Annotated in this window: 20 protein-coding genes and 1 other annotated feature; of the genes, 9 read left to right on the top strand and 11 right to left on the bottom strand. The window is 40.4% G+C overall.

The genetic code is table 11. The annotated features are described in order from the left end of the window. The first annotated feature begins 119 nt into the window (after window positions 1-119). Together ACJROX_RS01510 and ACJROX_RS01505 are read left to right on the top strand one after the other, a co-directional pair. The gene (locus ACJROX_RS01510) at window positions 120-1376 is read left to right on the top strand and encodes a helix-turn-helix domain-containing protein (protein ID WP_408009043.1); all 1257 of its coding nucleotides are present in this window, start codon (window positions 120-122) and stop codon (window positions 1374-1376) included. Window positions 1377-1388: 12 nt separating this feature from the next. Further along, window positions 1389-1826 carry a hypothetical protein gene (locus ACJROX_RS01505; RefSeq protein ID WP_408009042.1) on the top strand — a complete coding sequence of 146 codons (438 nt, stop codon included), beginning with the start codon at window positions 1389-1391 and terminating at the stop codon, window positions 1824-1826. A gap of 34 nt (window positions 1827-1860) precedes the next feature. Here the strand turns inward: ACJROX_RS01505 and ACJROX_RS01500 are convergent, their stop codons facing one another. Then, window positions 1861-2373: a DNA-3-methyladenine glycosylase I gene (locus tag ACJROX_RS01500; RefSeq protein WP_408009041.1), complete on the bottom strand. Its 513-nt coding sequence runs from the start codon at window positions 2371-2373 to the stop codon at window positions 1861-1863. A 152-nt stretch (window positions 2374-2525) separates the two neighbouring features. Between ACJROX_RS01500 and ACJROX_RS01495 the strand changes: the two genes are divergently transcribed. Both ACJROX_RS01495 and ACJROX_RS01490 read left to right on the top strand, forming a co-directional pair. After that, window positions 2526-3116, top strand: coding sequence for a sigma-70 family RNA polymerase sigma factor (locus tag ACJROX_RS01495; protein WP_408009040.1), 591 nt, complete (start codon window positions 2526-2528; stop codon window positions 3114-3116). Then, window positions 3100-3951, top strand: coding sequence for a hypothetical protein (locus ACJROX_RS01490; protein ID WP_408009039.1), 852 nt, complete (start codon window positions 3100-3102; stop codon window positions 3949-3951). Before ACJROX_RS01495 ends, ACJROX_RS01490 begins: the two co-directional genes overlap by 17 nt. A 60-nt stretch (window positions 3952-4011) precedes the next feature. On the opposite strand, the gene ACJROX_RS01485 is transcribed toward ACJROX_RS01490, so the two are convergent. Both ACJROX_RS01485 and argS read right to left on the bottom strand, forming a co-directional pair. Further along, window positions 4012-4416, bottom strand: coding sequence for a VOC family protein (locus ACJROX_RS01485; RefSeq protein ID WP_408009038.1), 405 nt, complete (start codon window positions 4414-4416; stop codon window positions 4012-4014). 20 nt (window positions 4417-4436) lie between these two features. Further along, a complete protein-coding gene (gene argS / locus ACJROX_RS01480; protein WP_408009037.1) occupies window positions 4437-6128 on the bottom strand; it encodes an arginine--tRNA ligase in 1692 nt (563 codons plus the stop codon). A 45-nt stretch (window positions 6129-6173) separates the two neighbouring features. Next, window positions 6174-6384, bottom strand: a binding site (T-box leader). A gap of 211 nt (window positions 6385-6595) precedes the next feature. Here argS and ACJROX_RS01475 point away from each other — a divergent pair. Further along, entirely contained in the window at window positions 6596-8446 is a 1851-nt protein-coding gene (locus ACJROX_RS01475) for an LTA synthase family protein (RefSeq protein WP_408009036.1), read from the top strand. Window positions 8447-8772: 326 nt separating this feature from the next. Here ACJROX_RS01475 and ACJROX_RS01470 read toward each other — a convergent pair whose 3' ends face one another. Continuing rightward, entirely contained in the window at window positions 8773-10071 is a 1299-nt protein-coding gene (locus ACJROX_RS01470) for a Glu/Leu/Phe/Val family dehydrogenase (protein ID WP_408011553.1), read from the bottom strand. Window positions 10072-10245: 174 nt separating this feature from the next. Here ACJROX_RS01470 and motA point away from each other — a divergent pair, with 174 nt between their 5' ends. Next, on the top strand, window positions 10246-11022 hold the full coding sequence (motA, locus tag ACJROX_RS01465; protein ID WP_408011552.1) for a flagellar motor stator protein MotA: 777 nt from the start codon (window positions 10246-10248) through the stop codon (window positions 11020-11022). Further along, complete coding sequence (motB, locus tag ACJROX_RS01460; RefSeq protein ID WP_408009035.1) at window positions 11015-11773, top strand: flagellar motor protein MotB; 759 nt, start codon at window positions 11015-11017, stop codon at window positions 11771-11773. The genes motA and motB overlap by 8 nt, the downstream gene beginning before the upstream one ends. 149 nt (window positions 11774-11922) lie before the next feature. Here motB and ACJROX_RS01455 read toward each other — a convergent pair whose 3' ends face one another. The 4 genes from ACJROX_RS01455 to ACJROX_RS01440 form a co-directional block, all read right to left on the bottom strand. Then, a complete protein-coding gene (locus ACJROX_RS01455; protein WP_408007392.1) occupies window positions 11923-12804 on the bottom strand; it encodes an IS3 family transposase in 882 nt (293 codons plus the stop codon). An 8-nt stretch (window positions 12805-12812) separates the two neighbouring features. Beyond that, window positions 12813-13109: a transposase gene (locus ACJROX_RS01450; protein WP_408007393.1), complete on the bottom strand. Its 297-nt coding sequence runs from the start codon at window positions 13107-13109 to the stop codon at window positions 12813-12815. Window positions 13110-13196: 87 nt separating this feature from the next. Beyond that, window positions 13197-14438: a hypothetical protein gene (locus ACJROX_RS01445; RefSeq protein ID WP_408009034.1), complete on the bottom strand. Its 1242-nt coding sequence runs from the start codon at window positions 14436-14438 to the stop codon at window positions 13197-13199. Beyond that, complete coding sequence (locus tag ACJROX_RS01440) at window positions 14425-14973, bottom strand: RNA polymerase sigma factor SigX (RefSeq protein ID WP_408009033.1); 549 nt, start codon at window positions 14971-14973, stop codon at window positions 14425-14427. The genes ACJROX_RS01445 and ACJROX_RS01440 overlap by 14 nt, the downstream gene beginning before the upstream one ends. Window positions 14974-15134: 161 nt before the next feature. Between ACJROX_RS01440 and ACJROX_RS01435 the strand changes: the two genes are divergently transcribed. Further along, on the top strand, window positions 15135-15491 hold the full coding sequence (locus ACJROX_RS01435; RefSeq protein ID WP_408009032.1) for a HAMP domain-containing protein: 357 nt from the start codon (window positions 15135-15137) through the stop codon (window positions 15489-15491). A gap of 244 nt (window positions 15492-15735) precedes the next feature. On the opposite strand, the gene ACJROX_RS01430 is transcribed toward ACJROX_RS01435, so the two are convergent. Genes ACJROX_RS01430 through tnpA form a run of 3 tightly spaced genes read right to left on the bottom strand, consistent with a single transcriptional unit; the run spans window position 15736 to window position 17398 of the window. Beyond that, window positions 15736-16794 (bottom strand): RNA-guided endonuclease TnpB family protein, encoded by a 1059-nt coding sequence (locus ACJROX_RS01430; RefSeq protein WP_408006920.1) that lies wholly within the window; start codon window positions 16792-16794, stop codon window positions 15736-15738. A 4-nt stretch (window positions 16795-16798) separates the two neighbouring features. Next, a complete protein-coding gene (locus tag ACJROX_RS01425; RefSeq protein ID WP_408006921.1) occupies window positions 16799-16978 on the bottom strand; it encodes a hypothetical protein in 180 nt (59 codons plus the stop codon). A 30-nt stretch (window positions 16979-17008) separates the two neighbouring features. After that, window positions 17009-17398: an IS200/IS605 family transposase gene (tnpA, locus tag ACJROX_RS01420; protein ID WP_408011551.1), complete on the bottom strand. Its 390-nt coding sequence runs from the start codon at window positions 17396-17398 to the stop codon at window positions 17009-17011. Here tnpA and ACJROX_RS01415 point away from each other — a divergent pair. Then, window positions 17364-18152, top strand: coding sequence for a methyl-accepting chemotaxis protein (locus tag ACJROX_RS01415; protein WP_408009031.1), 789 nt, complete (start codon window positions 17364-17366; stop codon window positions 18150-18152). The genes tnpA and ACJROX_RS01415 overlap by 35 nt on opposite strands. Window positions 18153-18244 lie beyond the last annotated feature (92 nt).

Below are 18244 nucleotides of genomic sequence, written 5' to 3'. Positions count from 1 at the left end.
TGTTATATTTATTTTATCAAAGGAACATATGGTCCTGTATTGGGAAAAATGGTAGTTTTGATAGACGATATTCAAGGGTTTTTCGGGTCAATTTTCCCAAGTTTGGGAGGGGGGATATTTTGATAGGACAACGAATAAGATATTACAGAAAGACAAAAGGCCTCACTCAAGAAGAATTAGCCAGGGGAATTTGCTCCGTCTCTTATCTTAGTAAAATCGAAAACGGAGATGCTAAATCTAGTGAAGACGTTATAGAACTCCTATGTGAAAGGCTTGGGATCTCCGCTACTGAAGAGCAACTAGATGTAAATTTACTTGGATTACTTAATGAGTGGAACTATTTAATCATACTGAGAAAGTTTGAAGAAGCAAAAGATCTTCATGAAAAAATTAAAGAATATTTACCATTTATTGAAGATCCCGCTTTATTAAATAGATATGACCTATATTTAATTAGGTATTACTTAGTCCATAATGACTTGAAAAACGCAAAAAAGTTACTTAATAAAGTCGAAAAACTTCAAGAAAACACATCGGATTCTTCTCTATCCTTTTATTATTATTATATTAAGGGGTACTATGCTTACTTTAATAGTAATTATGCCGAAGCATTAAAATTCTTTGGAAAAGCTGAACCCTTTTTACAACAAACCCCTTTCAATCAAATAGAAATTGGTGTTTTCTATTATAGTGTGGCATTAACACATAGTTATTTGTTCCACAGTACTTCTGTAATGACTTATGCTTATAAAGCACTAGAAATATTCGATAGAGAGTATAATTTTAGTAGAAGTTCTGATTGTCAGATCCTTCTTGGAATTTCGAACCGACGTATTAAAAACTATTCTCAATCTGAATATCATTTTACCCAGGCTCTTAAGTTTGCAGAATCCTTTAATGATAATCGTAGCTTAGGAATTATTTATCATAACCTTGGCTTCTTATTCTCAAATAAGGGAGAATCTGAAACTGCGATACAATACTATCTAAAAAGTGTTTCAATAAAAGAAAAATATGAAAATAGAAATATACAAAGCACCTACTACTTAATAGCTAAGGAATACTTGAATTTAAATAAGACTGAATTATCTCGTGAATGGCTTGATAAAACTATTGAAACTTTAAAAGAAAATCAGCATGATGAGTATGAGATTCACGCACAAATTCTGAAGTTTCGATTAGAAGGTAAATTTAATAAAGAGTGTGAGGTCTACTTAAAGAAGACTGTGCTTCCTTATTTTCAAGAAAAAAATGTTCTGGAACATGTAAGTGAATATTCTACCTTACTAGCCGATTATTATTATGATAATTCACAGTATAAAAATGCTAGTGAATTCTATAAATTAGCATTAACTACAAATAAAAAATATTTATAAAGGGTGTGTGAAATGAAAAAGTATCTCATTTCTTTAAGCTTCTTACTAACATTTAGTGTTTTATTTGTTGGGGGCAGCGAACAATTAAATAAAAAGATAACTGCTTACGATGATAATCCACCTATGGCAAAATCATTCCTAGCTTACGATGATAATCCGCCTATGGCAAAATCATTCCTAGCTTACGATGACAATCCGCCTATGGCAAAATCATTCCTAGCTTACGATGACAATCCGCCTATGGCAAAATCATTCCTAGCTTACGATGACAATCCGCCTATGGCAAAATCATTCCTAGCTTACGATGACAATCCGCTTATGGCAAAATCATTCCTAGCTTACGATGACAATCCGCCTATGGCAAAATCATTCCTAGCTTACGATGACAACCCACCTATGAAATTATCTCTAGCTTATGACGATAACCCACCTATGAGTATTAATACTTAAAGATTTGAAGGCATCCGAAGAGGTGCCTTCTTTTTTATCCCTGGGTCAAAAAGCATTCTTCACTGTGATCGGGTTCTATGAATCCTGCTGCCATCAAGAAGCTTTCTGCGGTTGTCAGCCCTACGTGCTTGAACGTCGCTTGGATTGCTTTTTGTTTTTCATACTTGTCGGCTGGCAATGAATCGAAATATTTTTTCAAGCTTCCGTATCTTTCAACCAGGTCTTCGGCTACATTCGCATTATGGATTGTGGCTTCAATCTTTCTACGGTGACGTACAATCCCCTTATCCTCTAAGAGCCTTTTTATTTTCTCTTCTTCATAAGCCTTCACTTTTCCAATCGAGAAGTGGTCGAAGGCTTTCCTGAAATTTTCACGTTTATGTAATATGGTTTTCCAGCTTAACCCTGCTTGGAAAATCTCCAACGTCAATGCTTCGAATAATTGGTCATCATCAGACACAGACTTCCCCCATTCTTTGTCATGATAGCTGATCAACAAAGAGTCTTCTTCACACCAGGCGCATCTGACAATGGTATTGGTATCCACAATCGAATCCTCCTCTCTGTTTTATTTCTTAGACTTTACAATACTTGTTTAATCGTCATACGTCTATAATTGTATGTAGTTTTCTTGAAAATGAAACGTCTCAGTAATCATTTACGTCAAAAGGTTAAAGACAGTTAAGGGAGGTCAGCAGGTTGGAAGAATATCAGCCGAAAAACCGGTCCAAGATACAGATTGATAACGTGATCGGCCGTTACCCGAAAGACGAAATCATCGAGCTTATGATGGATCAGTTTGGGGAAAAATTGACTCGCCTTGCCTACACCTATGTAAAAGATTGGGGAAAGGCGGAGGATATCGTCCAAGAAGCCTTTGTCGCTTGTTATACAAAACTAGATACATTCCGAGGAGAGTCATCCGTCAAAACCTGGATATACCGGATAACGATCAATCGTTGCCATGACTATCATAGGACATGGTCATTCCGGAACCTTCAATTTACAGATAAAATATCCCGTTGGATAAAGGGAGATACACACACACCTGAAGCTGATCTCATCGCAAAAGACGAAAGTGAAGCACTAGCAAAACAAGTACTTGCCTTGCCCCTTAAATATCGGGAAGTGCTGCTGCTATATTATTTTGAAGAACTATCTATACAAGAGATCAGTCTGATGCTTCTTACGAATGAATCTACAATAAAAACACGCCTGCATCGAGGCCGTCAGCTTCTAAAAGAATTTATTTCATCAGAAAGGAGTATCGGTGATGGACAATCAACTTAAAGATCTGAACAAAAGCTTGAACCGAATGATGGCAACAGAAGAGCGATTTACGGAAAAACAAAAGCAGAACATCAGAACCGCCATAGCCAAAAAGCGATCAAAGCGGTTTGCTTTCCTATCTTCCCATTGGAAACCGATACTCAGTACCGCTGTTTGTCTTTTGCTGTTCATAGCTATTGCACAAGCTGCCATGAATAACTTCTCATCCAGAAGCCTAAGTTCAAGCGGAAATGAAAATGCTACGTTGAGTTCTGCAATAGACCATAGCGGTGACAGCGGTAGTGCAGGACCTGATAAAACAATGCCTGCTTTAGGCGAAGAGGGGCAGAAAGACACGGAAGCCCTGCCACCAAAAGACGATTTTTCAATCGCCGAAAAAGGTGATGCCGATCAACAAAAAATCACAGGTCCATTGCTCCCTATAGATAAGAGCCTTGTATCGGTATATGAAAAATTGAAAACTGATCAGGACCAAGAAGCGCTCAAAGGGCTAGAACCCTTTGAAGTGATGCAAATTTATTACCATGCCGAACAGCAAGAAGATCATGAAACGAAATATGTGATGTATTTCCAAGACCCTGCGGGATCGATGCCTTCTAAACAGCTATACCTCGATGAAATTGCCCAAGATCCTGTCTTAAGTAAAAATACCGAAAAGAAACTTCAACAGATACAAGAAACCGAGAAATTCATTCAAATGATCCAAGAGACTCCGCAGGATAGGAAAGAAGCGTATATCACATGGGGTGATACAAAGGAAAACACGCAACACTTCAGGCTCGTTTTTGATGAGTCAAAAGGCGTTTGGACTGTATCCTGGCTTGCAGGTCAATAATGAGCAAGAAAACCTGGATGGAAAAGATGATTCCATTCAGGTTTTGTTACTTCTGTCCTCTCATAATGGAGCTACGATCTCCACCTTAATCCGGTCGGGATCTTCGAAATACACTGCATAATGCTTGGGTCCACCCGCATAAGGATGACGGTCGGTGTATAAAATCGTCACGCCTCTTTTCTTCAATTCGCTCGTGAGATGGTCCACTTGATCCATCGAGTCTGCATGGAAGGCAAGATGGTTCAAACCCACCCGACAGCGATGGAACGGCACATCAAGAAATTTTTTGTCAGCTTGGACGAAAACGATATATGAATCTCTAAGCTTCCAGCTCCGTCCCTTATCCCAATTTTGATATTCGAAATACCCAAGCTCTGGCAACAACCACCCCCAAAAGTCGATTGTTTTTTTCAGATCCGAGACATACAGTTCAATATGGTGGATGAGTCCTTTCTTCCTTTTCATTGAACATGAGCCACCCTTTCCTACATTTTATCTGGTGCCTTAATTCCAAGTAGACGTAGCCCTTCCTCCAACACTACCGTCACAGCTTTTACGAGATTAAGTCGTGCCATCTGCTCCTCTTCCGTCCCGGCCAAGATTCGTACTTTCCCATAATACTGGTTGAAGTAACGGGAGAGCTCGATCAAATAACGAGATAGGATTGACGGTTCATAATCATGGAAAGCTCTGTCTACTGTACCAGGGAATTTTTCCAGCGCCAGAATGATCTCCCACAAATACGGCTCTTCGACATCATTGGAGGCTGAGGTCTTCTCAACGTCCCAGTCTCCTTTCGCCAACAAGGTACAAGCACGCGCATAAGTGTACTGTACATAAGGTCCGGTTTCACCTTCGAATCGAAGCATGCTTTCGATATCGAACTCGACGCTATTCAATCTCGATTGTTTCAAATCATTGAATATGACGGCTCCTACCCCGACCATTTCGGCGACCTTTTCTTTGTTTTCTAAAGTAGGATTCTTGCTTTCGATGTTTTCTTTTGCCTGCTGGATCGTTTGATTGAGTACTTCTTCAAGCAACACCGTCTTCCCTTTACGAGTAGACATCTTCTTGCCATCTTGAAGAATCATCCCGAACGGAATATGCTCCATATCATCAGCCCAAGTATATCCCATTTTTGAAAGGACCTTTTTCACCTGTTCGAAGTGCAAGGATTGCTCATGCCCTACGACATAAAGGGATTTCACGAATTGGTAAGTACCTTTTCGATATTGGGCGGCAGCGAGATCTCTCGTCGCATAAAGGGATGCGCCGTCTTTCTTTTGGATCAAAGCAGGGGGAAGATCGAATTCTGAAAGATCCACTACCAATGCACCCTCCGATTCAATCAAAAGATTTTTCTCACTGAGCTCTTCTACTACGGGTTTCATTTTATCGTTATAAAAAGCTTCACCATGCATAGAATCGAATTGTACATCGAGCAAGTCATATATCTTTTGGAATTCTTTCAAGGATTCCTCTCTAAACCATGTCCATAGCTTTCTTGCTTCTACATCCCCATCTTCAAGTTTCTTGAACCATTGTCTTCCTTCATGGTCAAGGTCAGGATTACCTTTCGCTTCTTCGTGGTATTTAACATAGAGCGTATTCAATTCCTTGATAGGACTTTTCTTGACAGCAGCTTCGTCACCCCATTTGGTATAGGCAACCATGAGTTTCCCGAATTGAGTTCCCCAATCTCCTAAATGGTTGATACGGATAGGCTGATACCCTTTCTTGGAAGCGATGTTTGCAATGGCATTCCCGATTACTGTGGAACGTAAGTGGCCCATGGAGAATGGTTTTGCAATGTTCGGTGACGAGAGATCAATGGTAATAGTACCTTTACTCGTGGTTTCATTCCCATATGACTGTCCTTTTTCCAGAATCTTTGTGATGACTTCTTCTGTCAGCTCTTGTTTCGGTAAGAAGAGATTCAGATACGGTCCTGCAGCCTCTACTCGTTCAAAGCTTTTTGAATCCTTCAATTTTTCAGCTAGAGTCTGGGAAATTTGAACCGGTGATTTCTTCAATCTTTTTGCTAATATAAAACACGGGAAGGCCAGGTCTCCTAACGATCGATCAGGAGGAACTTCAAGTGCTTTTTCAATTTCATCTAATGGCACATCAAGGATCTGTTCTAAATGTTGTGCTGTGTATTTTTGAATCGTCATGTACTGACACTCCTTTTTAAAATTAAAAAAACGCCTCTCCATAAAATGAGAGACGAGATTACCCCGCGGTACCACTCTGCTTGTTCAAACGATCAGAACCAACTTGACCCTTTAACGCTGGGTAGCGGCTTTTCCTACTTTATTTTCAAAAAAGCTTTTCCGAGGTGCGCTTCAATAACAGGTTATACTGGACTTCCACCAACTCCAGCTCGCTTCGTGATCACCTGATATCTACTATCCTCTTCACCAAAGTTCATTGTTAATTTTTTCTTATTATAGTCATGTTATCTGTAATTGGCAATAGTAATTGAGGAAGAGTTTGACTGAAACCTTAAAATTTCAACAAATTAACAAAATTTGTTATTATGGAATCCTACATATAATCATGGAACTTTATTAACATCCGCTCGTCTATAAAATAGGTTGTTTTTACAGTGTGCGCTTGTGTCAACTAGGAGGTTGCTTGTATGAAAGAGCGAATTGAAAATTATGATAGCCTTGTCATAACAGCTTTTCTGTTGTGGCTCAAAACCTATTTTGTATATAAAGTATGCTTCAATCTAGAGACGGGCAATTGGGTTCAGGAATTGATCCTCTTCATCAATCCTCTTAGTTCTGTCTTGTTTTCTTTAACACTTATTTTTCTTTTTCCAGTCCGCCTTCGAATCCGGATGATCTGGATCATTGCTGTCAGCTTCTCCATCATCCTTTATGCAAACACACTGTATTATCGATTTTTTAATGATTTTATTACGGTCCCTGTATTATTCCAGACGAATAACGTTGGTGATATCGGAAACAGTGTCATTGCACAAACGTATTGGTATGACATCGTCTTTTTTGCTGATCTCATTTTCCTGTATTTCTTAGCAAAACGCGGACATCTTAAACCCGCGGTCTATTCGAAGAAAAGGCTCTATAAGATTTTACTCACTGCTCTTATTTTCCTGACGGTCAATCTCGGTCTTGCCGAGTCTGAACGACCAGAACTGCTGACACGTACATTTGACAGGGAGCTGCTCGTAAAGAACCTGGGTACATACAATTACCATTTATACGACCTTGTACTGCAATCAAAGACTTCTGCTCAGAAGGTTTTAGCTGATAACGTCGATAGGATTGAGATCAACCATTATACAAAGAAAAAGTCTGCCGAACCGGATAAAGATTTTTACGGGATCGCTGAAGGCAAAAACATCATTTTGATTTCAATGGAATCGACCCAGCAATTCGTGATTGGAAGAGAAATCAACGGCAAGGAGATTACCCCATTCCTGAATGATTTCATCAAGGAGAGTTATTACTTTGACAACTTTTATCACCAAACCGGTCAAGGGAAAACTTCAGATTCTGAGTTCATCATCGATAACTCTTTGTACCCATTGCCGAGAGGTGCTGTTTTTCAAACACACGCTTTGAATGAATATTATGCCACACCTGAAATCATCAAGGAGCATGGGTATTATAGCACCGTTTTTCATGGCAACAACAAAGGCTTCTGGAACAGAGATATCATGTACCAGTCATTGGGCTATGATAGGTTCTTTGCTGAAGAATATTATGAGATCAATGAAACGAATAAAATCAATTACGGCTTAAAGGATGAGCCTTTCTTTGATCAATCGATGAAATATTTAAAGGAGATTCCACAACCTTTTTATGCTAAATTCATCACCTTGACCAACCATCATCCATTCAAATTCGGTGCAGAGGATCAGATGGTCCCTACTTTCGAAACTGGGGATCCGATTGTTGACCGTTATCCAGTCACCGTCCGGTATACAGATGAGGCGATCAAAAATTTCATCCAACAATTGAAAAATGAAGGCTTATACGAGGATTCGGTCATTATCATTTTGGGGGATCATTACGGTATTTCCGAACAGCATAACAATGCGATGGCCCAGGTCTTGAATAAAGAGATCACACCTTATGAAAGTGTGCAATTGCAACGCGTTCCCCTGATCATCCATATTCCTGGACATGAAGGAAAAACAATTTCAAATGTTTCTGGCCAGATTGATTTAAAACCGACTATCTTGAACTTGCTCGGGATTAAGGATGAAGGGGTCCAATTCGGTACAGATCTCTTCTCCCCTGATCATAAAGACTTTGCTATTTTCAGAGATCGGAGTGTCGTAACTGACAAGTATGTCTATACTTCCGATAACTGTTATGGACGTATATCTGGAAAACAGGTGGATAACCGGGCATGTTCAAAAGCAAGGCAAAAGCTTGACGAGCTGGATCTATCCGATGGTCTGATTTACGGTGATTTGTTACGGTTCGCTGAGTATGCTGATAAAAATAATCGCTGAGTATGCTGATAAAAATAATCAATGAAGAGTGACGTCATGGTCACTCTCTTTTTATTGATTGATTGTCGAATAAAGTAAGCGGACTATAGTATCCATCCGCCCGTATTATGTCGGACTCAGGATAAACGGTTTTGTCTGATCGGGTTGGATTTATGAAAAAAATGACTGTTGGATTCACATAATGTAGCCACTTTAAAGATAATTTTTCCTGTTTTCAAGTTCTTTTCTGTTTTTTAAAGATAATTTCTAATTTTTAAAGGTAACGTACCGATTTTTAAAGATGGGTGCAGCCGGGCCGGTTTTTAGATGTAATCAGTGAAATTCATTCAACATTCAATCGGCATTTCCCAATTTTTGATCCAACCCCTTGCTTTCATAGCTTGAGCTAAGCGTCCAATTCCCAACAAGTAAGCTGCTTCCCTCATCTTGACCTGCTTTACTTTTTTCATATCGTATACAGCCTTAAAAGCCACCGTCATCTTTTCTTCAAGTTTTTCAAGAACCTCGTCTTCTTTCCATGCATAGTGCATCGCATTCTGTACCCATTCAAAATAAGACACCGTTACACCGCCTGAATTACATAAGATGTCCGGAATGATGAATACGCCCTTATCTTCTAAAATCTGTGTGCCTTCTGGCGTTGTTGGACCGTTCGCCGCTTCGGCAACGATTTTCGCTTTTATATCCCCTGCGTTCTCACCAGTAATCTGGTTTTCTAATGCGGCAGGCACAAGGATGTCACACTCCAATCTGAACAATTCCTCATTCGATATATCCTTACTGTCAAAAAAGCCATTTACAGTGTTATGCTCAGGCATGTATTCAATCAATGTCGGGATGTCTAGACCATTCTCGTTTAATGCACCACCTTTGGCATCTGTGACTGCAATGACCTTTACCCCTGCTTCATCCAAATATTTCGCAGTAATGGAACCGACATTTCCAAATCCCTGTATGACTGCCTTCATTCCGTCTAGCTTAAGGTCAAGACGCTTTGCTGCCTCTTGAATGGTCATGACCACGCCGCGGCCTGTCGCCTCAATCCGACCTTCCGAACCACCGATGATTAATGGTTTCCCTGTGATGAAACCAGGAACATTGTGACCTCTGAGACGATCAAACTCATCCAGCATCCATCCCATGATTTGCGGACTGGTGTTTACATCGGGCGCAGGAATGTCCTTTTCAGGTCCCATGATCGGTTCAAGCTCACGTATAAACCCTCTGCTCAACTCCTCAATTTCGCGTTCAGACATATCTTCCGGATTGACGATAATTCCGCCTTTACCACCACCGAACGGGATTCCGACGATCGCTGCCTTCAATGACATCCACATTGATAAAGCTATGACCTCGTCTTCATTGACATTCGGATGGAAACGGACCCCTCCCTTCGTCGGTCCAAGGATATCAGTATGTTGCGAACGCATACCTGTATAATTGACAACATCACCATTATCACGACGGACCGGGATCGAAACTTTCATGATCCGTTTCGGTTTTTTCAAAATATCAAATACCCCTTCTTGCAGTTCCAATGTTTCACATGCCCGTTCTATCAATCGCTGGACAATCAGGTAAGGGTTAGTAATCTCTTCACCGTCCCTTTCCTCTTTAACCGGCATCTCAGGTTTGACCGTCCCTGCGAGCTCTTTCGCAACATGTTCATCTTCTTTCTTATTGGTTGATGCCATTCTTGAACCTCCTTTTGATCAGACCATCTACCAGGGCGATGGAGACCTTTTTTACCATTTGCCTGTTAGTGTGTCCCCTGATGTCCCCCTTCTACTCATACAGGTATAGGATCGATTTTTCCGTCCATCCTTCCATTGATTCCAAATAAAGGGGTGAACCCTGTGGCGCTGTTCAACCCTGCTGCTCTATTGATTATTTTTGCAGGAACTGCAGCATCAATACTAATCGCCTTTCCATTGGATGAGATCAAAAAATTTCCTAAGCTCTTGAAGATTTTGTTTACGGATAAAAAAATGACGACAGTAGAAGAGTTAGTACCGATTTTTACAGAGTGGGCTACAATTGCTAGAAAAGAAGGATTACTTGCATTGGAAGCACATGCAGATGACATCGATGATCCATTTTTAAAGAATGGAATGAAAATGGTGATTGACGGCCAGACACCCGAATTTATCCGTGATGTGATGGTTGAGGATCTCGCGGCAATGGAAGAACGTCATGAAAGTTCACCTGCCATCTTTACGCAGGCTTGTACATACGCTCCTACCCTAGGAGTGATCGGGGCTGTTGTCGGACTTATTGCCGCATTGGGCAACCTTCAGGACATCGAAGCGCTAGGACATGCAATCGCTGCAGCATTCATTGCAACTTTATTCGGTATTTTCACAGGATACGTGTTATGGCATCCGTTTGCGAACAAGTTGAAACGCAAGTCAAAGCAAGAAGTAATGGTGAAGCAGGTCATGGTTGAGGGGATTTTATCGATCCAGGATGGTGCATCTCCTCGTGTTATAGAAGAAAAGCTGAAGATCTATGTCCCTGCTAATCAACGTAATCAAGAAGCTCCTGTTGTACGGGAAGGAGAGGGGCTTAATGCTTAAGACTCGCCAAAAGAAAAAAGAAGAGCACATTGATGAAACGTGGCTCATTCCCTATGCAGATATGCTTACCTTGCTGCTGGCCTTGTTCATTGTTCTTTTTGCGGTTAGTACTGTCGATGCTGCAAAATTTGAAAATATGGCCAACTCCTTCAAATCTGCACTCAATGGCGGAACAGGTCCCCTGGATTATACGAGCCCTGTAAGCATTGTGGAACAGACGTCAATTCCAACCAGCGAAAATGCACTTGATCCAACAGATGACCGTGAAGAAACAAATGGGGATCTTGATCAGCTGCAACTGCAAGAAATAAAAAAGAAAATTGATGGATATATCAATGAAAACGACTTGAGTAAAAGCTTGAAAACGACACTTACCGAGAGTGGTTTGATCATAACGATATTGGATAATGCGTTATTCGATTCAGGAAGTGCATACATTAAAGAGGATGCTGTCGGCCTTGCAAGAGAGGTCTCGCAGTTGCTCGTAACAGACCCCCCGAGACAGATCGTCATTGCTGGTCATACAGATAATGTTCCTATTAAAAATAATGAATTCAGCTCTAATTGGGAGTTAAGTGCACAACGGTCCATCAATTTCATGCAATTGTTGCTCCAAAATGAAAATCTCGACCCGACCAAGTTCAGTCAAACTGGATATGGAGAATTCCAACCTGTGGCCTCCAATGATACGAGTCAAGGACGAGCGAAAAACCGAAGAGTTGAAGTGAAGATCTTACCGTTTAAAGAATAGAGTCACCTAGGAAAAGAAGCTGAGCCATATGTTCAGCTTCTTTCTTTGTTTTGAAAATATCGATTACCTCTCGATATTTATCGCTCATAAAAAACAGCCGCCTAATGTGAAGTGACCCCTGTCAAGTAGACAGAAATTAAAAAGCATTTTTAAGCAGCCTGAGCTCTATAATTATAGGGACTCAGGTTGTTTAATTTCTTTTGAAATCTCTGGTGATTATAAAATCGTATGTATTGGTGGACGGCAAACTTAACCTCTTCAGAGGTTCGGAAAGAGTATAAGTGAAAACATTCTGTTTTAAAATGGCTAAAAAAGTTCTCCATACAAGCATTATCCCAACAGTTTCCTTTTCGAGACATACTCGCTTTCATTTTGTATTTTTTAAGCAGTTGGTTATATTGTTTTGAGGTGTACTGGAATCCCTGATCGCTATGAAGGATAATTCCTTTTACACTCCGTTTTCTTCTTGCCTTTTTTACTGTATCCATTACTAGTTGAAGGTCGTTTCTTTGACTGATTTTATATGCGATGATTTCGTTATTGTATAAGTCTTTAATAGCCGATAAATACAATCTTTGTCCATTAAAAATTAAGTATGTAATGTCTGTTACCCATTTTTCATTTGGCTTAGAGGCTTTAAAATCTCGGTTCAAATGGTTTTCTGAGATGGCATAAGCTTCCTTCTTTCCGTAGTAGGGCCGTTTTCTTCTTATGATGGCTTTTATTCCCAATTCACCCATCAAGCGTTGAACCCGTTTATGATTCATATGTAAATTGTGTACCGACTTAAGCCAGACATGTATCCTTCTATAACCATAAATCCCCTTGAGCTTTGTGTGACACTTTATGATTAACTTCTTGATTTTATCATCCTCTAACTGTTTAGAAGAGGGGGCTTCCTGACGCTTTAACCACTTGTAATATCCGCCCCTTGATACCCCTGCAAGTTCACATAGAAGTTGGACAGGGTATTGTTTCTTGGACATATCTTGAATCACTTTATACTTAGTACCTGTTGATACGGCTTCCATACCCCCTTTTACTTCCCTAAGAACTTTTTTAACATTTCATTCTCGGCTTCTAATCGTTTGATTTTCTCTTCTGGATCCTCAGGACGGGTTCTTGGTCTGCCTTTCCCAGGTCCTTTTGCTTTCCCGCGCTTTTCCTCGAGACCCTTTATTCCTTCTGCCTCAAAGTGTTGAACCCAACGACGTACAACTGAACTAGAAATACCTACTTCCTTCGCAACCGTATCGTAGCCCATACCATCTTTAATATATAGATCCACTACTTTTTTCTTAAATGCAACATCATATGATTGTCTCATTTTCCCCATAGAAAAATCCCCTCCATAATAGACAGATTAATGTGCTTTCTTTTTTCTGTCTACTATGTGGGGATCATATCAATGGCAGCTGCTTTCTTAATTTGAAATGACATTCGGTGCTTTTAGAACAGGGATCGGCTTTTCTAAGTTGTATGGTCCAACCTCTTTGGTATCTGAACCGATAAGGTGCACCTGCTCGTATCCAAACTGACCTGCTGTCAGCAACATGGCTTCAATCATAGCAATGTACATCATGCTGTTTTCAAGCTTTGATCCTTTAACAAGCTCTACTGTTACAGTATTTTCGCTTTCACTTATTTCTTTAATGAAGAAGCTAGGTTGGATGGTCTCTTCATACCCAAATCCGCTTGTATCGATTTTAACCGTCCTGATGATCTCTTCAAAATTTGACCGCTCTTCTGATTCATTCGCGTTGGTTCCTTCTACGAGAAGAAGTGTTCCGTTCTTTGTCAGTAAAGTACTGACTCCTTTTGGTGATTCAATCTCCACCATTTCACGTGGTCCGAAATGAGGGAATTCATAACCAGGCTCCCCACTTGTTCTAAAAATGATTTTCTCATATCCCAGGTTATAGGCCGTGAAGTTCACAGTATCCATGAACATACGTTCACCCGTTCCCCCTTGGATCGATCCTGGTTCGATATCTACAATGAGCGATTTCTTTTCCTGGTCATCTGAAACTTTGACCTTATCACCCTTATGGAATTCTGTTTCAAAAACGCCTAGTTCATCCGGATTGATCATTTGGAACGCCTGTTGAAGTGCTTCGATTTTCGGCAATTCTTTATCCGCCAAAAAACTGACAGGAACTACACCTTCGGCTACTTCATCCGTATAATAGACAGTGATCACCTGCTTGTCTTGAGGCACTTCCACCACCCCTGAATGATAGGTGACATTGTGGCTTTCATAAGCTTTTGGTTCAATCTCACTTTCTGCAGGCGGTTCAGCTTTAAGTGTTTTCCCCTCTTCTGTGTCAGAAGCAGGCGGTACGGACCTTTCGGGGGTCTTCTGTATATTCGGAGGTTCATTTCCTGGCTCTGACGGGGAACCTGATGATTTTTGTCCCGTTTCGCTTCCTGGATTCTTGAACACTGTTTCTTGAAGGACAACTGGTGAAATGATGGCAGCGATCAACAGGACACACGCGGCAGCAAGCATCGGCATGAAGCGGAAAGTCTTCCGTTTCGTTTTTTTTGACTCGATTCGCTCTTCTATCTTTGCAAACAACTCTTCTTTTTTCTGACGATCCTCAATCTCAGGAAAATCACGGAGTGTTTGAATGATTTTTTCTTCGTTCCATTTAGATTGTCCCATTTGACAATTCTTCCTCCTTCTTGCTGTCATCAAGAATGTTTTTCAAAGTTTTCAGTGTCCTGTGCTGCACCGTTTTCACCTTTCCTTCGGACCAACCCATGATCGCTGCCGATTCTTTTATACTAAAACCATGGATGTATCGTAATAAAATCAATTGACGGTGATCTTCCTTACATTGAGATAATGCATCAAACATTTGTCTGAAGGATTCATTCTGTTCTAGAATCTCATCCGGTAGTCTGTCAGGATGGACCAGTTGATTTTCTCTCTCTTCCATATCGAATGAACCTATTACTGTTTTTCTCTGTCTTTTCTGCTTTCTTATATAGTCGATCGCTACATTTCGCGCGATTGAAAACAACCAAGTTTTTTCACTGCTATCCCCTTTGAACTTGTCATAGGAGTTTATCACCTTGATATAAACGTCTTGGACGAGTTCTTCGGCTGCATCCCGATCTCTTAACATATAAACGAGAAATTGAAACAGCGATTGGTGATAGTCAACATATAACCGGTTAAATATATGTTCCATCACGGTTTTCTCCCCCTCTTACTATTAATAGTCGATTTTCCCCCGAAAAAGTTTCAAAGACGAATAAAATATTCATTAGCTGAAAGATGGAGTCAAAGTTTTCCGAAAAGTGTCGATATTATATTTAGAATGAATGGTTTATTTGAAACGGAGGAAATTATAAAATGTCCACAAAAAGCTCTGTCCTAACAAACACAGTTTCATCCTTCAAATTTCAACGTTCCTTGAAAAGTGTCGGTGTTAAACTTTTTCTTGTATTGCTTGTCAGCTTGCTCATCAGTACACCTATTTCCACATTCCTTAATGGTATGCTCTCTGGATTGATTGATGATCTTCCTGCAAGTGTCGCTATTGTTCTCAATACGATCGTAAGTCTTGCCGTTACTGCTTTCCTTTTCATGCTGGCCGTTCGCTTACTGATCTTAAATCCTTTATATGAAACAGTCCGGACAATGAAAAAAGTAGCAAATGGCGATTTAAGAACGGAGCTTGATATTCAATCTAAGGATGAATTTGGATAGCTTGCAGATGCTTTTAATCAAATGACCGGTAATTTAAGAGCACTTATAGAAAATATCAGGTTGAGACTCCCACGGCTAAAGCCGCAAGCCCTACACCTTACGGTGTGAGGGGTGAGATTCTTGAATGACTAAGCGTTCGCAGTCCATTTCTGTTTTGAACAGCCTCCAAGATGAGGGTATCTCATTACCCCGTCCCATGCAGTTAAAATGTACCCACATGGGCGGCATACCTATTACCAGTATGCTAGGCTACTAAACCCGAAATCGCTTTCGATATATTAATGGCTCCATTGAGGTCAGCATGACAGGTGTAGCCACATTCTCTACATTGAAAATGGAGACCGTTTCGATTTTCTTTCGCTTGATGACCACATTTGCAAGTTTGACTGGTGTATTCTGGATTCACCAATTCAAAACGGATCCCTATCATCTCAGCTTTGTATTTGATGAACTCTTTAAGTTGGTAGAACGACCATGAATGCAGGCTCCTACCTTGGTCGTTTTTCTTTGATTTGGTAGTATTTCGAATATCCGTCAAGTCTTCCATGCGAATCACTCCAACACCGTTGGCGAGTGCAAGGTTAACGATTTGACGGCTGATTTTATGGTTCTGGTCTTTCATCCAACGAGACTCTTTGCCTTTGGAATTCTTAATGGCTTGTAGTTTTTTCGCTTTTCCTAGTCTCCTTCTTCTTGCCGAGAAGTGTCTACGAGTATATGCGACTTTTGAGCCTTTAAAGAAGAAAGACTTTGTTCCAATACTGGCAACTGCGAGATATCGAAGTCCCAAGTCAATCCCCATGACTTTTTTACCTTGTGATGATTCCACATTCCAAGTGATTGAAATGGCAAGATACCATTTCTTTTTCTTTTGATAAAGCTTTCCAGTCCCTATCTTTACGCTTCCACTGATCATTTGATCAAGCCACTTTATTTGAAATGGTTTTGCTATTACTGGAACCCCTATACGTTTTGCAAGTGTAGGAAAAGAAACGGTGTATAATTTACTCTTCTTTTCTATTTTTAAGTTTTGATTATTAAAGCAGCACCACATTTTACGGAAGGTCTTTGCTTTCTGATTTTTCTTTTGAAATTTTACTTCTCTAATGGTTTGATTAATGACTGCGGATGGAAATTTCTCTGCTGAAAACTCCTTAAAGATTCGACTGGTTGCCTGATTTATGTCTGGATGAAGCAATAACCAGTTCGCAAATCCTGTATTTGTCTCTGCCATTCGTTTATACATCTGTTGTTTGGCAAGAGTCGGTTTATGTAGCTCTAAGCGTAGCGTGATTGTCGGCATATATTCACCCCCATTTCTTTAAAATTTTGTTGGAATAGATCTCATGAGATGTATTTTCTATAAAGTCATGTAGAGTTTGGTCGATTTCGATTTCCAAATCTTCGTTTAATTCGTTTCCATCTTCATCATATAGCTGGAAGTGTTCGTGTTTCCATTCATGAAACTTGTCTTGCAACAAGTCCATTAAGTGTGATTTCCTGTTTATCCAAAACGCTCACCCCCTTGTTTTTTGTTGTTCAACATAACGCTTAATGGTTGCACTCGATACATTTCCTGCGGTCGATACAAAATAGGAACGTGTCCAAAGACTCGGCAGATGTTGAAGATGAGGAAATTCCTCTCTTAACTTTCTAGAAGTCACTCCTTTGATTTTTGCCATAATATCAGCAGGACTAAGTGTTGGTAGTGTGTTTAGGAACATGTGGGTATGGTCTTTGTCGCACTCTAAAGCAACAATGACAATTTCTAATTCTTCACATATTTCCTGTACTAACTGTTTAAATCGTTCCTCTACATCAGTACGGAGAAATATTTTCCTTCTGTATCGAGGACAAAAAACGAAATGATAGTTGATTAATGATACGGTTTTAGCGGTGCTCCGTATCCGTTCTCACTCTCATCCCATGCCTAAAGGCGGGCTATGCCCTGCATGGGCTTTCCCGTTCGGAAAATCTGTAAATAGTGATCAAGTTGTCGATACGTCAAAACAATTCATTAACCAAGTTCAGCTGACGAGAGCATCCTCAAAGGAAATCAATACAATGCTGAGAGAAGTTGCAATAGGTACCGATACACAATTAAGCGGTGCAGAACAAACGGCTCGAATCATGGATGAAATGACAGCCGGTATCCAACGTATCGCTGAATCTGCTTCAGTTGTCGCTGAAAAGTCCAATAAAGCTACAGAAGAAGTTGATTCTGGCAAGAGATTCATCATAAAAGTACGGGAGCAGATGGATGCGATCGATTCTGTTACAGACAACGTAGCAGATAAAATTCAGCAGCTCAGCTCACAATCGAAAGAAATCAATCAGATTGTCAATGTCATTACAGAGATTGCTAATCAGACGAACCTCCTGGCATTGAATGCTGCCATCGAAGCTGCCCGTGCCGGTGAACACGGAAAAGGATTTGCTGTCGTAGCGAAAGAAGTTCAAAAGCTTGCGGAACAATCCGAGCAATCCGCTTCCCAAATCTCAGAACTTGTCAAACGTATTCAAACCCAAACACAACAGACCGTATCAGTTATGAACAGCGGTAAAAAAGAAGTCGAGAATGGGTCGCTTGTGATCGGGGACGCTGAACAATCATTTGAAAAAATCGCCACCCTCATTGAAGAGGTTGCCGGACAAATTTAAGACGTCTCTGCTTCTGTTGAAGAAATTTCAGCGAGTTCAGAACAGGTACATTCATCCACTACTGACACAGCACGAATCGCAAGAGAGTCTGC

Source organism: Pseudalkalibacillus sp. A8 (genome assembly GCF_045920555.1).
Lineage (GTDB): Bacteria > Bacillota > Bacilli > Bacillales > Fictibacillaceae > Pseudalkalibacillus.
The sequence above is the reverse complement of the archived record's forward strand: the minus strand, read 5'-3'. Positions and strand labels throughout refer to the sequence as shown.